The following is a 14,650-nucleotide window of genomic DNA, read 5'->3' on the forward strand; positions in this document are numbered from 1 at the left end:
TGATGTCCGCTGTCCCCGTTCCTCCCATGAAGCTGTCCGGCCTGGAGCCGGTAACCATCGGCGAGGGCACGCTGTTCGTCAACATCGGCGAGCGCACCAACGTCACCGGCTCCAAGGCCTTCGCCCGCATGATCCTGAACGGCCAGTACGAAGAGGCCCTGGCCGTGGCCCGCCAGCAGGTGGAAAATGGCGCTCAGGTGATCGACGTGAACATGGACGAGGCCATGCTCGACAGCAAGGCCGCCATGGTGCGCTTCCTGCAGCTCATCGCCTCCGAGCCCGACATCGCGCGGGTGCCCATCATGGTCGACAGCTCCAAGTGGGACGTGATCGAGGCCGGCCTGCGCTGCATCCAGGGCAAGGGCATCGTCAACTCCATCAGCATGAAGGAGGGCATCGACAAGTTCAAGCACGAGGCGCGCCTGGTCAAGCGCTACGGCGCGGCCGCCGTGGTCATGGCCTTCGACGAGAAAGGCCAGGCCGACACCTTCGAGCGCAAGATCGAGATCTGCGAGCGCGCCTACCGCGTGCTGGTCGACGAGGTGGACTTTCCGCCCGAGGACATCATCTTCGACCCCAACATCTTCGCGGTGGCCACCGGCATCGAGGAGCACAACAACTACGCGGTCGACTTCATCGAGGCCGTGCGCTGGATCAAGCAGCACCTGCCGGGCGCCAAGGTCTCGGGCGGCGTGTCGAACGTGAGCTTCAGCTTTCGCGGCAACGACCCGGTGCGCGAAGCCATCCACACCGTGTTCCTCTACCACGCGATCCAGGCGGGCATGGACATGGGCATCGTCAACGCCGGCATGGTCGGCGTCTACGACGACCTGGAACCCACGCTGCGCGAGCGCGTGGAGGACGTGGTGCTCAACCGCCGCCCCGATGCGGGCGAGCGCCTGGTCGAGGTGGCCGAGACCGCCAAGAGCGGCGCCAAGGACGAGAGCAAGAAGCTCGAATGGCGCGGCACGCCCGAAGCCCCCAAGACCGTGGGCGAGCGCCTGTCGCACGCGCTGGTGCACGGCATCACCGACTTCATCGTCGAAGACACCGAAGAGGCCTACCAGGCCATCGTCGCCAAGGGCGGGCGTCCGCTGCACGTGATCGAAGGCCCGCTCATGGACGGCATGAACGTGGTGGGCGACCTGTTCGGCGCGGGCAAGATGTTCCTGCCCCAGGTGGTCAAGAGCGCGCGCGTGATGAAGTCCGCCGTGGCCCACCTGATCCCCTACATCGAGGAAGAAAAGCGCCAGGACGAGCTGGCCGGCCGCGACGTGCGCAGCAAGGGCAAGATCATCATCGCCACCGTCAAGGGCGACGTGCACGACATCGGCAAGAACATCGTCACCGTCGTTCTGCAGTGCAACAACTTCGAGGTGGTGAACATGGGCGTGATGGTGCCCTGCCACGAGATTTTGGCGCGTGCCAAGGTCGAGGGAGCCGACATCGTGGGCCTGTCGGGCCTGATCACGCCCAGCCTGGAAGAAATGCAGTACGTGGCCGGCGAGATGCAGAAGGACGACCACTTCCGCATCAAGAAGATCCCGCTGCTCATCGGCGGCGCCACCACCAGCCGCGTGCACACCGCCGTCAAGATCGCCCCGCACTACGAAGGCCCCGTGGTCTACGTGCCCGACGCGTCCCGCAGCGTGAGCGTGGCCCAGAGCCTGCTGGGTGACGGCGTGCAGACCTATGTCGACGAACTCAACGCCGACTACGACAAGGTGCGCACCCAGCACGCCAACAAGAAGCAGACCCCGCTGTGGTCGCTGGCCAAGATCCGCGCCAACAAGACGCCCGTGGACTGGGCAGCCTTCCAACCCACCGTGCCGCGCGCGCTGGGCCGCCGCGTGTTCAAGAACTTCGACCTGGCCGAGCTGGCGCGCTACATCGACTGGGGCCCGTTCTTCCAGACCTGGGACCTGGCCGGGCCGTACCCCGCCATCCTGACCGACGAGGTCGTGGGCGTGGAGGCCACGCGCGTGTTCGCCGACGCGCAGGCCATGCTCAAGAAGATCATCGAAGGCCGCTGGCTCACCGCCAACGGCGTGATGGGCCTGTACCCCGCCAACAGCGTGAACGACGACGACATCGAGTTCTACACCGACGAGACGCGCACCGAGGTGGCCATGACCTGGTACGGCCTGCGCCAGCAGGCCGAAAAGCACACCATCGACGGCGTGACGCGCCCCAGCCGCTGCCTGGCCGACTTCGTCGCGCCCAAGAGCAGCGGCATCGCCGACTACGCCGGCCTGTTCGCGGTGACGGCGGGCCTCGGGATCGAGAAGAAGGAAAAGGCCTTCATCGACGCGCTGGACGACTACTCGGCCATCATGTTCAAGAGCCTGGCCGACCGCCTGGCCGAGGCCTTTGCCGAAGCCCTTCACCACCGCGTGCGCACCGACCTGTGGGGCTATGCGGCTGGCGAGCACCTGTCCAACGACGACATGATCGCCGAGAAGTACACCGGCATCCGCCCCGCCCCCGGCTACCCCGCCTGCCCCGACCACAGCGCCAAGACGGAGTTGTTCCGCGTGCTGCAGTGCGACGAGGTCGGCATGACCCTGACAGAGAGTCTGGCCATGATGCCTGCCGCCAGCGTGAGCGGGTTCTACCTGGGCCACCCCGAGAGCGTGTACTTCAACGTCGGCAAGATCGGCGAGGACCAGCTGCACGACATGGCCCATCGCCGGGGCATGGACGAGGCCGTGCTGGCGCGGTTGCTGGCGCCCAATTTGTAGTGCGGGCGCAGTGCCGATGCCCATGAAGAAATCGCTCGTGAAAAAGTCCTGCATGGCCGCGGCCCTGCTGGGCGCAGCCTGCGCCGCAGCGCTGGCCGCCGACTGGGCGTTCGCGTTCAGACCGGTGACCGCGCAGATGGCGATCTACTCGGGTGGCCTCGGCGACCCGGGTGCGCCCACCGCGCAGGATGCCAAGGTGTCCTTCCACGTGCAGGGCAGGGCGGCCCGGGACCTTTTCGACCGTCTGGGCCCGGACGTGAAAGATGAGTGCACGGCCGACCCCAAAGTCCGCGTCCGCGTGAAAGAGCGGCTGCAGTGCATCCAGCACTCGAGGTCGGACACCAGCTGCTATTTCGGGTTCGACCTCAAGGACGGCAAAAGCATCGGCGGCAGCATCTGCTGATGCGGCTGATGCGGCTGGGCTGAGGGTTCCAGCATCGCGCTTGTTCGCCCTGTGCCAGGTGGGCGCCCCGGGCGGAGCGCCATCAGGCCTGTAGCGCAGGTTTATGCGACCGGTGTGGCCCCAGCGGCCGGCGCCGCTGTTCCCTCGACGCTCGCGGCCATCTCCAGCTGCATCATGATCATGTTGACCAGCGTGTGCACCGTGGGGCGGCCGGTCTCGATGATGAAGTGTGCGGTCTCGCGGTACAGGCCGTCGCGCTGGGCGTAGAGCTCGCGCAGCTTGTCCATGGGGTTGCCGCCCTGCAGCAGGGGGCGCGTGCGGTCGTGCTTCACGCGCTTGTAGATCTCTTCGGCCGAGGCGCGCAGGTAGATCACCGAGCCGAACTCGCGCAGTACCCCGCGGTTCCCGGCACGCAGCACGGCGCCGCCGCCGGTGGACAGCACCATGCCGCCGCTGCCGCGGCACACCTCGGCCAGCACCTCGGACTCGAGGTCACGAAAGCGTGACTCGCCTTCCGCCTCGAAAAAGCTGCGGATGGTGGTACCGATGGTCTGCTCCAGCCGGTGGTCCAGGTCGATGAACGGCACGCCGGCGCGGTGGGCGAGCTGACGGCCGACGGTGGATTTGCCCGAGCCGGGCATGCCGACCAGTGCACAGCGAATCTGCATATATGTCCTGTTGTGATGCTGTACCAACTGGGCGCAGAGTGTAAGGGGGCGGCGCCAGCGCACCCCGGGGCGCAGTCCCCGGCCTGTTCGGCTCAGAGCGCGGCGTAGACCAGCGCAGGGAACAGCGTGCACAGATAGCGCAGCTGTCCTGGTGCCTGCGTGAGCAGGATGGCGAACAGATCCTCGGCCGGGTCCACGAAAAAGCAGGTTCCGCCCAGGCCGCTCCAGCTGTAGCTGCCGGCCGACCCGGGGCTGCTGCCCAGGCCGGTGGCGCTGCGCACGGCCACACCCAGGCCGAAGCCGTGGCCCGGCGGCAGGAGGTCGCCCACCACCGGGATGCCGCCCAGGTGGTCGGCGGTCATGAAGTCCACCGTGGCGCGGCTGGCGAGGCGGACGGGGCCGTCTGCGGCCTGCAAGGTTCCACGGCCCAGCATCAGCGCCAGAAACCGGGCGTAGTCGGCCGCGGTGGACACGAGGCCGCCACCTGCGGACTCGAACGCGGGCGGGGCGGACACGTCGTTGAGCGCCATCGCTGCGGCGCCGGTTTGCGGGTCGATCGCGAACGGCTCGGCCAGATCGGCCAGCCGGTGGGCCGGCACCGCAAAGCCCGTGTCCCGCATGCCCAGCGGGCCCAGCACGCGCTGCTGCAGGATGGCGGAGAGCGGCGCGCCTTCGACCGCCTCCAGCACGGCGCCCAGCACGTCGGTGGCGCGGCTGTACTCCCAGGCGCTGCCCGGCGGGTGCACCAGCGGCAACGGGCCCAGGGCCGCCACCTGCGCGGCATTGGTCAGGCGGCGCGACCCGATGCGCGCCGCGCGGTAGGCATCGGCCACGGCGCCGGGCTCCCAGGCGTAGCTCAGGCCCGCCGTGTGGCGCAGCAGGTCGTGCACGGTGGCTTCGCGCGCTGGCGGGTTGCTGGTGCCGGTGGCCTCGTCGTACACGCGTTGGCCGGCAAACGCCGGCAGGTAGTGCGACACGGGCAGCGACAGCAGCAGCCGGCCTTCTTCCATCAACATCAGCGCCACCAGGGAGGCGATCGGCTTGGTCATCGAATAAATGCGGAACACGGCATCGGCCGCCATGGCGGGCGCGTCGCTGCCCGGGCGCAGCGCGCCCACGGCCTCGTGCAGCACGGTATGGCCGCGGTGGTGGACGAGCGCCACGGCGCCGGGCAGCAGGCCCTGGTCGACATGGCGCTGCAGCGCCTCACGCAGGCGGGGCAGGGCAAGGGGGTTCATGGGCGATCTCCAGGTGGGCATGACATGGCGTGGCATGGCACGCCATGCCCACCGAGTATGCGCACCCAGGGCGATGGCGCGGTCGCCTGCGCAACAGCTGCAGGGCCCGCGGTGTCGGACCGAACCTACCTGCATTGCAGCGAATCGCGGCTGGATGCAGGTGCCGTGCCGCGCTAGGCTTGCGGCATGACCGTCTCCAGCCTCCAGCGCCGCGCCCTGCGCCTTGTCGATCCCTTGTGGAAAATGGTGCAACCGTTCTGGCGCGCCATCAATTTGTGGCTGGACGCCGACGGGCTGCGCATGAGCGCGGCGATGTCCTTCTACGGCATGCTGAGCCTGGCCCCGTTGCTGCTGCTGCTGGTGGGCGTGCTGGGCTGGTGGATGGACCGCAGCTACCTGGAGACCAACCTCATATCCCAGGTGCAGGCCGTCATGGGCCAGCAGGTGGCCGAGGTGATTCGGCAGGCCCTGGCCAGTGCCAAGGAGCCGTCGGAAGGGCGGCTTGCATCCCTGGTGGGTTTTGTGGTGCTGGTGTCGGGCGCTACGGGGGTGTTCGTGGAGCTGCAGTCGGCACTGGAGCACTTGTGGCGCAGCGAAGCGCCGACGCAGCAGCGCGCCGCCTGGTGGCGCATGGCGTCGCTGCGGCTGCGGGGCCTGGCGTATGTGCTGGCCCTGGGCTTTTTGCTGTTGGTGTCGCTGGTCCTGTCCACGCTGATCAACCTGTTTGCGGGCTGGGCGGGCTCGCACCTGTCATCCGCGCCCGTGGCGCCGGCCATGCAGATACTCAACGAGGTGGTGGCCTTCGGCTTTGCGGTGATGCTGTTCATGGGACTGATGCGCATTGGCGGCGGTGCCCGTCCGTCTTCGCGCTGCATCCTCGCGGGGGCCGTGGTGGGCGCGACGCTGTTCACCGTGGGCAAGCAACTGCTGGCGTGGTACCTGTCCACGGCTGCGGTGGTGTCGGCCTATGGGGCGGCGGGGTCGCTGGTGGTGCTGCTCATGTGGATCTACTTTTCGTCGGCAGTGCTGTTGTTCTCGGCCAGCTGTGCGCGCGCATTCCAGGAGATGCATGGCACGCCGGCAGAGCCTGCCGCAGCGCCTGAAGGGGCGGTCACCGCGCGGTGAGGTGCGCCAGGCGCAACGTAGCTCGCTGCTCGCGAGCCCGCCTTGCATCCATCTGCCGGTAAACAGCTTCTTACGTCCTTTACAGGGGCTATGTCCGGTTTTCAGGCACCCGCAGGTACTCTGCAGCCACTCTTCCAGCGTTGTGTTGGTACCGCTGGATCTTTCGGAGAAAAATCATGAGCCTTATCGTTTCGTCATCGTCCCATCCTTTGTCGGCCACATCGCACGCAGGCGTTGCCGGTGCGGCCTCGGGCCACTCGCTCAAATGGCTGTGGGCTGCCATCGGGGTGCTGGGGGTGAGCGTGGTGGCCTTGGGCACCACCCTGGTGGTGCAGAACGCCGGCAAATCGTCTGCAGAGGCTCCGCCCGCCGCCATGGCAACCCTGGCGCAGCCGGCGACCGGCACGCCCCCAGTCGATGGGCCTGCGCAAAACAAACCCCTGCCGCAAGCTGGTCAAAGAAATATTGCTACAAATAATGTAGCCAACCAGGCGCCCGGCTATTCGCAAGGTTCGTCTTACCAAGGCGGGTCTTACCAAGGTGGATCTTCGCAAGGCGGCTACGCGCCGCCCCAGCCTGCCATGCGCACCGCAGCGCCAGCACCCGTATGCGCATCCTGCGGCCGGGTCGAGTCGGTGCAGGCCGTGCAGCAGGCGGCGCCTGCCACGGGCGTGGGCGCCGTGGCCGGTGGCGTGCTGGGTGCCGTGGTGGGCAATCAGGTGGGCAAGGGGTCGGGCCGTACCGCGGCCACGGTGCTGGGTGCCGTGGGCGGCGGCTATGTGGGCCACAAGGTCGAAGAGCGCACGCGCACGCAGACGGTCTACCAGATCGCCGTGCGCATGGAAGACGGTTCGGTGCGACGCTTCACTCGCGCGCAGCCTCCGGCCGTGGGCACACCGGTCGTTTTGCAGGGCAAGGGCTTCCGCGTGGATGACGGCACGGCCTCGCGCGCCGCAGAGTCCTATCCGCGCGCCCAGCCAGGCGCTGTGCGCGTGGCCGATACGTATTGAGCCAGCACTGAACCCCAGTGCAAAAGCCCGCAACTGCGGGCTTTTTTGTTGGGCGGAGGCGCAGTGAGTGGCTGCGGCTACAGCACCACCGGGATTTCCGTCGCAGGCGGCGTGTTGCGGCTGCGGCCGCAGCGCACCAGGCCGTCGATCATCACCATGCCGATGCCCGGGATGTCGCCCAGCTGCACGCTCTCCAGCAGCGTGGCGCCGGCCGTGTGCTGCGCGCGGTCCATGAACACGAAGTCCGCCGCGCGGCCCGGCTCGATCAGCCCGCAGTTCAGGTTGCGGATGCGCGCCGTGTTGCCCGTGGCAAAGCAGAACACCAACTCGGCAGGGATGTCGGCAAAGCTCGATATCAAGGCGATCATGCGCAGCATGCCCAGCGGCTGCACGCCCGAGCCGGCCGGGCCGTCGGTGCCCAGAATCACGCGGTGCGGGCACTTCAGTTCGATGGCCGCGCGCGCGGCCTGGATGGCGATCTTCTCGTTGCCGTTGTGCACCAGCTCGATCGCGCGCGACGACTTCTCGCACAGCTCGCACACGTGCTTCCAGGGCAGCGAGGTGTGGCCGCCGTTGATGTGGCCGATCACATCGGCATCGGCCTCCAGCACCACGTCCTTGTCGATGAGGCCTGAGCCCGGAATGGACGGGCCGCCCGTGTGGATGGTGCTCTGGATGCCGTGCTTGCGCGCCCACGCCACCATCTGCTGGGCCTCGTAGCCCGCCTTCACGGAGCCCAGGCCCACTTCGCCCAGCAGCGTCACGCCCGCGTCGGCCAGGTCCTTGAAGTCCTGCTCGGTCATGCCCTTTTCGATGACCGGGGCGCCCGCGATCACCTTCACGCCGCCGGGGCGGAAGTTGTCGAACGAACGCTGCGCGGTGATGGCCAGCGCCTTCAGGCCCACGATGTCCTTGGGGCGGCCGGGCAGGTGGACCTCGCCGGCCGAGACCATCGTGGTCACGCCGCCGTTCATGGTGGAGTCGATCCAGCCGATCTGGTTTTGCCGCGGCGTCCAGTCGCCAAAGACCGGGTGCACGTGGCTGTCGATCAGGCCGGGGGCCACGCAGGTCTGGCGCGCATCGATCACGGTCTGCGCGTGTTCGGTGTCGCAATCCTTTTCGCGGCCCACGGCCACGATGAGTCCGTCGTTGACGACGATGGTGTCGGCATCGAGGATGGGGCGGTCGAGGTCGCCCGACAACAAGAGACCGATGTTTTTGATGACGACCTTGCCCGACTTGCCGCCGGCTGCTGCTTCTGCCATGGATTCTCCTCGTGGGTGGGGGTTCGGGCCCGTTGCGGCCCTCGCTCAGAAAATCGTTGTGTCTTGTGGGCTCTGCGGCGCGTGTCGGCCGGTGCAGACAACCTTCAGGCCGCTGCCTTGCCCTTGGGCAAACTGGGGCCCGGCGCCACGGTGCGCAGCACGCTGTCGATGACGAAGGACTCCCAGTGCGCCAGCGCATCGGGCGTCTCCAGGTCTTCGCCCAGAAACGCCGACAGCGTGTGGCGGTTGGACATGTAGAAGTAGCCCGTGGCGGCGATCAGCAGGTACACGTCGCGCGCCGACACGTCCTTGCGGAACAGCCCTTGCGCCTGGCCGCTCTCCAGCACGCGGCGGATCACCTCGATGGCGGGCGAGGAGTATTCGCGGGCCCGCATCGACTTGGAGATGTGCTTGCCCTTGTGCAGGTTCTCGGTGTTGAGCAGGGTGATGAACTCGGGGTTCTTGCGGTAGTAGCCCACCACGAAGCGGATCACCGCCTGCAGCGCCTCGACCGGCTTGGCGGTGTCCAGGTCGAGCTTGGACTCCGCATCGTTCATGCGCCGGTAGGTTTCCTCCAGCACCTCGATGAACAGGCCTTCCTTGCTGCCGAAGTAGTAGTAGATCATCCGATCGAAGGACTTGGCCGCCTTGGAGATCTTCTCCACGCTGCCGCCTTCGTAGCCATAGCGCGCGAACACCTTGGTCGCCGCTTTCAGGATGTTGTCGCGCGTGGTCTGTGCGGCCTGCTCGCGCACCCCCGTCTTGCGCACGGTGGGAGATCGGCTGGACGCTGTCCGGGTCTTGGGGGGAGTGGCAGACATGGCGGGTCCTGGTGGGTGGGGCCGGCGCCCGGGGCCTGATCCTCAGGCCCCGCCGCCGGCCGGGAGATCACTGCTCTGCGAACGCGCGTTCGATCACGAAGTCGCCCGGCTTCGTGGTGTTGCCTTCCTTGAAGCCGCGCTCTTCCATCATGTGCTTGAGGTCGCGCAGCATCTCGGGGCTGCCGCAGATCATCACGCGGTCTTCCAGTGGGTTGAGCGCGGGCAGGCCCAGGTCGCGGGCGAGCTGGCCGTTCTCGATCACGGTCGTCACGCGGCCCTGGTGCTTGAACTCCTCGCGCGTCACAGTCGGGTAGTACTTGAGCTGCTTGCTCACGATCTCGCCCAGGAACTCGTGCTGGGGCAGTTCGTTGGTGATGTAGTCGTGGTAGGCCAGCTCCTTCACCTCGCGCACGCCGTGCACCAGGATGACTTCCTCGAACTTCTCATACGTCTCGGGGTCGCGCATCAGGCTCAGGAACGGCGCCACGCCGGTGCCGGTGGACAGCATGTACAGGCGCTTGGCGGGCAGCAGGTAGTCGATGAGCAGGGTGCCTGTGGGCTTCTTGCCCACCACGATGGTGTCGCCCACCTGGATGTGCTGCAGGCGCGAGGTCAGCGGGCCGTCGGGCACTTTGATCGACAGGAACTCCAGGTGCTCTTCGTAGTTGGCGCTGGCGATGCTGTAGGCGCGCAGCAGGGGTTTGCCGTTCTCGCCACGCAGGCCGATCATCGTGAAATGGCCGTTGGAAAAGCGCAGGGCCGTGTCCCGCGTGGTGGTGAAGGAGAAAAGGCGGTCCGTCCAGTGGTGGACGGAGAGGACGCGTTCTTCTAGAAAGGCGCTCATGGTGCTTGGTCGAAAAAGTTGAAAGAACAGAAGAAAACTGGCTGAAGTCCGCGCTGGCGGCGTGCTGGAGCAGGGCTCAGAACGCGATATCCAGGCCGGAAAGCTTGTGGCTCACAACCCTCCATTGTTCCGCATCTGGCAAAGCCGGTTTTCTTTTGGTGATTGTGGGCAGGCCCGGGGCCAGCTTTTTGTTGAATTCGAGGAAGATTTCCAGGCCCGGGGGCAGGTCGTCTTCGGCATAGATGGCGTTGGCGGGGCACTCGGGGATGCAGACCGCGCAGTCGATGCACTCGTCGGGGTCGATGACGAGGTATTCAGGCCCCTCCTTGAAGCAATCGACCGGGCAGACATCGACACAGTCGGTGTACTTGCACCGAATACATGCATCCGTCACTACGTGCGTCATTTTGGGGCTCCTCGTGCACCGTTTCAGGGGGTGCGAAAACACCATTGCGGACCATCATCGATTGCGCTACATTCGCGATCAATGTAGCAATCACAACATTTAAGTTAAGTGAATGCTACACAAAATGCAATGCGCGTACAAGCATTTGAAAAGATGCAATGAATGGGCTCCACGATGACTGAACACACCAAGACCGACGGGCTTCCAGGCATGGATGCGCCAGAGCTGCCGCAGGTGCTGGAGCGCGCCCGGCCGCGCAACGAGCGCATGAACGCCGCCAAGGTGGAGTGCAACGCGTGCCCCGTGCTGTGCCAGATATCGGAAGGCCGCGCCGGCGCGTGCGACCGCTATGCCAACCACGCCGGCGTGCTGGTGCGCGTGGACCCGGTGGTGCTGCTGCGCAAGACGCTGGAGGCGGGCGAAGTTGCGCTGGTGCCGTTCGCAGGCCGCTCGTCCGCGGCGGATGCCGGCGCGCCGGTGGATGCCGAAGGCGGCACCGCCGACGGTACCGCCGCGCAGCACGCCTGGAGCGGCGACCTGTTGCTATCGGAAGAAGTGTTCGTCACTGGCGTGGGCTCGTCCACCACCTACCCCGACTACAAGCCTGCGCCGTTCATCGTGGGCTCCAAGGTCGATGGCGTGGACATGGTCACCGTGGTCACCGAGGGCATCTTCAGCTACTGCAGCTTCAAGGTGAAGATCGACACCGACCGCTTCCTCGGCCCCGAGCAGGCCAACGTGCGCTGCAAGGGCGAGGTGGTGGGGCACGTCACCACGGCCGAATACGGCTCACAGATGCTGTCGCTCGGCGGCGTGCACCACCTCACGGGCGGCAGCAAGAAGGAAGGGCGCATCGCCAACGAGATGATGCAGCTGCTGGGCAACAAGCAGGCGGTGGAACTCACCATCGACGGCGGCTCGCAGCTCGTGATCCAGGCCGGCCAGGCGCCTATCGTCAACGGCGTGGCCGAGCAGCGCATGCGCGTGGGCTGCGGCTCCGCGGCCATCGGCATCTTCGCGCGCCAGTTCTTCGGCCAGGCCGATGAGGTGGTGGTGGTGGACGACCACATCACCGGCGTGCTCACCGAGCACCAGGCCGGCCGCTGCCTGGACATGAAGTCCTCGGGCATCCAGATGCGCGGGCGCAAGTCCACCCCGGGCCGCTACTTCCAGGTGGCCAATCCCGGTACGGGCTGGGGCGGCACCGACATCGCCGACCCGTTGTCCATCATCGAAGGCTGGGACGCATCGGTCGCGTGGCCGGGCCTGCGCCTGCTCATGACCTCCACCACGGGCGAGCACGCCAGCTGGTACGTGCTGAACGAATCGCTGGTGCCGGTGGAGGCCGAGATGCCCGATGCGGTGCGCCGCATCGTGGAGCGCATCGGCGAGAACTGCGAGCCCTCGCTCACCTCGGTGCTCTTCCTGGGCGGCGCGGGCGGCAGCCTGCGCGCGGGCGTGACCGAGAACCCCGTGCTGCTCACCCGCTCCATCAAGAACGCGTTGGTCAACGTGACCTGCGGCGGCGCACCCGCCTATGTGTGGCCCGGCGGCGGCATCACCGTGATGGCCGATGTGCTGCGCATGCCCGACAACAGCTTCGGCACCGTGCCCACGCCCGCCATCGTGGCGCCCATCGAGTTCAGCATGCGCCGCACCGACTACGAGGCCCTGGGCGGCCATGCCGACCAGATCCGCAGCCTGCGCGAGGTGCTGGAGCACGGCGCGTGGCACAACGACGGTGCGCCGCAGTCGCTGTCCTGGCAGGCGCTGCCCGCTGGCAACCCCTGGCCGCTGGGCCGCCCGCCCCTGCTGGGCTGAACGGGCTCTTGTCATGCACGCCTGCCGCAACTTTCTGCCCGACGGCCGCTGGCACTTCCAGCACGGACCCATCGACCTGGTCATCCAGGCCGAGGGTGACCGCAGCGCCGTGGCTGCCGCGCACGAGCGCGCCTGGCAGCGCTTCGAGGGGCTGCTGCAAGAGCTGGTGAACGAGCTGCCCGGCCTGCGCGCCCCGGTGGGTGAAGCCACCTCCTTGCAGGGTGTGGTCGCACAGCGCATGTGGCAGGCCTGCCACCCGTACCGCAAGGGCTTCATCACCCCCATGGCCGCCGTGGCCGGGGCGGTGGCGCAAGAGATCCTCGCGTGTTTCGCGCAGGACGGCATTGCCCGCGCCTGGGTCAACAACGGTGGCGACATCGCGCTGCACCTCGCCCCGGGCCAGTCGGCCTCGGTGGGGGTGTATGCGGACATCGCCAGGCTCGATGCCGCCCAGCTGCGCCACGGGCTGCTGCTGGACGGCCAGTTGCGCATCGACAGCACCATGCCGGTGCGCGGCGTGGCCACCAGCGGTTGGCGCGGGCGCAGCCAGTCGCTGGGCATTGCCGACAGCGTCACGGTGCTCGCGCGCTCCGCGGCCGAGGCCGACGCCGCCGCCACCGTGGTGGCCAACGCCGTGAACGTGCTGGACGAGCGCATCACCCGCATGCCCGCCTGGCTGGTGCGCGACGACAGCGACCTGGGTGCCATTCCCGTCACGGTGGATGTCCCGCCGCTGCCGCGTGCACAGGTGCTGCGCGCGCTGCACCAAGGGCTGGAAAAGGCGCAAGAATTGCAGTCCCGCGGGCTGATCTGGTGCGCGCTGCTCGCGTGCCAGGGCGAGTTCGCGGCCACCCGCATGCCCGAGGCAGCGCTGGCGGGGCTGCCCGCACGCACCGAAGGCCCGGCAGGCGCTGAAGGCGCGGTGAGCGCGGTGCACGAAGAAGTTGGTTCAGTATTTGCTTAACGAATTCACAAGCCCACAGGCCATCCCATGATCCAGATACGACGCGTTTTCACCCACCTCGAGGACATCCGGCACGAGTTCGGACCCGTGGCCGATGTGCCGCTGCTGCGGGGTGCCATCGGCGCGGTGCTGACCAACCCCTACGCCGGCCGCTACGAGGCCGACATCCTGCCCATGATGGAGGCGCTGCAGGACGTGGGCCTGGACATGGCGCAGCGCCTGCTCAAGGCCATGGGCGTGCCCGCCGAGCGCATCGAGACCTACGGCAAGGGCTCCATCGTCGGCGCGGCCGGCGAGCTGGAGCACGGCGCGCTGTGGCATGTGCCGGGCGGCTACGCCATGCGCGAACTGCTGGGCTGGAAGGGCGACCGCAACGCCTACGCCAAGGGCCAGGCCGAAGAGAAGACGGGGCAGCCCGCCAACGCGCTGTCCATCGTGCCTTCCACCAAGAAGGTGGGCGGCCCGGGTGCTGCGCTCGACGTGCCGCTCACGCACATCAACGCCAGCTACGTGCGCAGCCACTTCGATGCCATGGAGGTGCGCGTGCCCGGCGCGCCGCTGGCCGACGAGATCGTCTTCATCCTGGCCATGACCACCGGCCCGCGCGTGCATGCCCGCGTGGGCGGCCTCAAGGCGCAGGACATCAGCCAGTGGAACGGCCTGCGCTAGGGTCCCGCACCACAACCAGAACGCAACAGCACAAGAACCCAGGAGTACAAGACATGCCCGCCAAGATCCGGAAAATCATCGTGCAGACCGACGAAGTGCGTGTGGAGATGGGCCGCGACGTGCAGCCGCCCGTGCGCAAGGCCCTGGCCATGGCCGTCATCGAGAACCCGTTCGCCGGCCGCTACGCCGAGAGCCTCGATGAGCTCACGGCCATCGGCGAAGAGCTGGGCGCGCTGCTCGGCCAGCGCTGCGTGCAAGCGCTGGGCATCGAGCCCGGCCAGGCGCACAGCTACGGCAAGGCCGCCATCGTGGGCGAGGCCGGCGAGCTGGAACACGCCGCCGCCATCCTGCACCCCAAGCTCGGCGCGCCGCTGCGCGTGGCGGTCGAAAAGGGCGCCGCCCTCGTGCCGTCCAGCAAGAAGATCGGCGGCCTGGGCACCGCCATCGATGTGCCCCTGGGCCACAAGGATGCCGCCTACGTGCGCAGCCACTTCGACGCCATGGAGGCCCGCGTGGCCGATGCGCCCCGCGCCAACGAGATCGTGGTCGCCATCGTCGTCACCGACAGTGGCCGCCCTCTGCCCCGCATCGGTGGCCTGCAGGTCTCCGACATCCAGGGCGTGGACGGCCTGCGCTGAATGCGCCGTACCGCACTACCATCTCCCCCGTTCCCGA

The 14,650-nt window shown here is 67.6% G+C and carries 14 protein-coding genes; 8 read left to right on the forward strand and 6 right to left on the reverse strand.

From position 1 onward, the window contains the following. Positions 1-2: 2 nt before the first annotated feature. Both metH and ACIGHN_RS10535 read left to right on the forward strand, forming a co-directional pair. Entirely contained in the window at positions 3-2,741 is a 2,739-nt protein-coding gene (gene metH, locus ACIGHN_RS10530) for a methionine synthase (RefSeq protein WP_396504309.1), read from the forward strand. A 22-nt stretch (positions 2,742-2,763) separates the two neighbouring features. After that, complete coding sequence (locus tag ACIGHN_RS10535; RefSeq protein ID WP_396504310.1) at positions 2,764-3,144, forward strand: hypothetical protein; 381 nt, start codon at positions 2,764-2,766, stop codon at positions 3,142-3,144. Between the two features lie 101 nt (positions 3,145-3,245). Here ACIGHN_RS10535 and ACIGHN_RS10540 read toward each other — a convergent pair whose 3' ends face one another. Both ACIGHN_RS10540 and ACIGHN_RS10545 read right to left on the reverse strand, forming a co-directional pair. Further along, the gene (locus ACIGHN_RS10540) at positions 3,246-3,812 is read right to left on the reverse strand and encodes a shikimate kinase (protein ID WP_056410369.1); all 567 of its coding nucleotides are present in this window, start codon (positions 3,810-3,812) and stop codon (positions 3,246-3,248) included. Positions 3,813-3,904: 92 nt separating this feature from the next. Beyond that, positions 3,905-5,050, reverse strand: coding sequence for a serine hydrolase domain-containing protein (locus tag ACIGHN_RS10545; RefSeq protein ID WP_396504311.1), 1,146 nt, complete (start codon positions 5,048-5,050; stop codon positions 3,905-3,907). Positions 5,051-5,236: 186 nt separating this feature from the next. Here ACIGHN_RS10545 and ACIGHN_RS10550 point away from each other — a divergent pair, with 186 nt between their 5' ends. Both ACIGHN_RS10550 and ACIGHN_RS10555 read left to right on the forward strand, forming a co-directional pair. Then, positions 5,237-6,175: a YihY/virulence factor BrkB family protein gene (locus tag ACIGHN_RS10550; RefSeq protein ID WP_396504312.1), complete on the forward strand. Its 939-nt coding sequence runs from the start codon at positions 5,237-5,239 to the stop codon at positions 6,173-6,175. Positions 6,176-6,351: 176 nt separating this feature from the next. Then, positions 6,352-7,185: a glycine zipper 2TM domain-containing protein gene (locus ACIGHN_RS10555; protein ID WP_396504313.1), complete on the forward strand. Its 834-nt coding sequence runs from the start codon at positions 6,352-6,354 to the stop codon at positions 7,183-7,185. A 77-nt stretch (positions 7,186-7,262) separates the two neighbouring features. Here ACIGHN_RS10555 and ACIGHN_RS10560 read toward each other — a convergent pair whose 3' ends face one another. The 4 genes from ACIGHN_RS10560 to fdxA all read right to left on the reverse strand — a co-directional run bounded on the left by ACIGHN_RS10560 (position 7,263) and on the right by fdxA (position 10,521). Beyond that, on the reverse strand, positions 7,263-8,450 hold the full coding sequence (locus tag ACIGHN_RS10560; RefSeq protein WP_056163203.1) for an amidohydrolase family protein: 1,188 nt from the start codon (positions 8,448-8,450) through the stop codon (positions 7,263-7,265). A gap of 104 nt (positions 8,451-8,554) precedes the next feature. Further along, the gene (locus ACIGHN_RS10565; RefSeq protein WP_396504314.1) at positions 8,555-9,271 is read right to left on the reverse strand and encodes a TetR/AcrR family transcriptional regulator; all 717 of its coding nucleotides are present in this window, start codon (positions 9,269-9,271) and stop codon (positions 8,555-8,557) included. Positions 9,272-9,338: 67 nt separating this feature from the next. Continuing rightward, positions 9,339-10,115, reverse strand: coding sequence for a ferredoxin--NADP reductase (locus ACIGHN_RS10570; RefSeq protein ID WP_056163208.1), 777 nt, complete (start codon positions 10,113-10,115; stop codon positions 9,339-9,341). A gap of 76 nt (positions 10,116-10,191) precedes the next feature. Further along, positions 10,192-10,521: a ferredoxin FdxA gene (fdxA, locus tag ACIGHN_RS10575; protein ID WP_056163211.1), complete on the reverse strand. Its 330-nt coding sequence runs from the start codon at positions 10,519-10,521 to the stop codon at positions 10,192-10,194. Positions 10,522-10,695: 174 nt separating this feature from the next. On the opposite strand from fdxA, the gene ACIGHN_RS10580 reads away from it, so the two are divergent. The 4 genes from ACIGHN_RS10580 to ACIGHN_RS10595 are packed head-to-tail and all read left to right on the forward strand — an operon-like array spanning position 10,696 to position 14,613. Next, positions 10,696-12,342: a 6-hydroxynicotinate reductase gene (locus ACIGHN_RS10580; protein WP_396504315.1), complete on the forward strand. Its 1,647-nt coding sequence runs from the start codon at positions 10,696-10,698 to the stop codon at positions 12,340-12,342. 13 nt (positions 12,343-12,355) lie between these two features. Beyond that, the gene (locus ACIGHN_RS10585) at positions 12,356-13,306 is read left to right on the forward strand and encodes a UPF0280 family protein (RefSeq protein WP_396504316.1); all 951 of its coding nucleotides are present in this window, start codon (positions 12,356-12,358) and stop codon (positions 13,304-13,306) included. 27 nt (positions 13,307-13,333) lie between these two features. Further along, positions 13,334-13,975: an amino acid synthesis family protein gene (locus tag ACIGHN_RS10590; RefSeq protein WP_056163220.1), complete on the forward strand. Its 642-nt coding sequence runs from the start codon at positions 13,334-13,336 to the stop codon at positions 13,973-13,975. A gap of 53 nt (positions 13,976-14,028) precedes the next feature. Further along, entirely contained in the window at positions 14,029-14,613 is a 585-nt protein-coding gene (locus tag ACIGHN_RS10595) for an amino acid synthesis family protein (protein WP_396504317.1), read from the forward strand. The last annotated feature ends 37 nt before the right edge of the window (positions 14,614-14,650 follow it).

Origin of the sequence: Acidovorax sp. NPDC077693, from assembly GCF_044542805.1 — a bacterium.
In the GTDB taxonomy this organism is placed as follows: Bacteria; Pseudomonadota; Gammaproteobacteria; order Burkholderiales; family Burkholderiaceae_C; genus Acidovorax.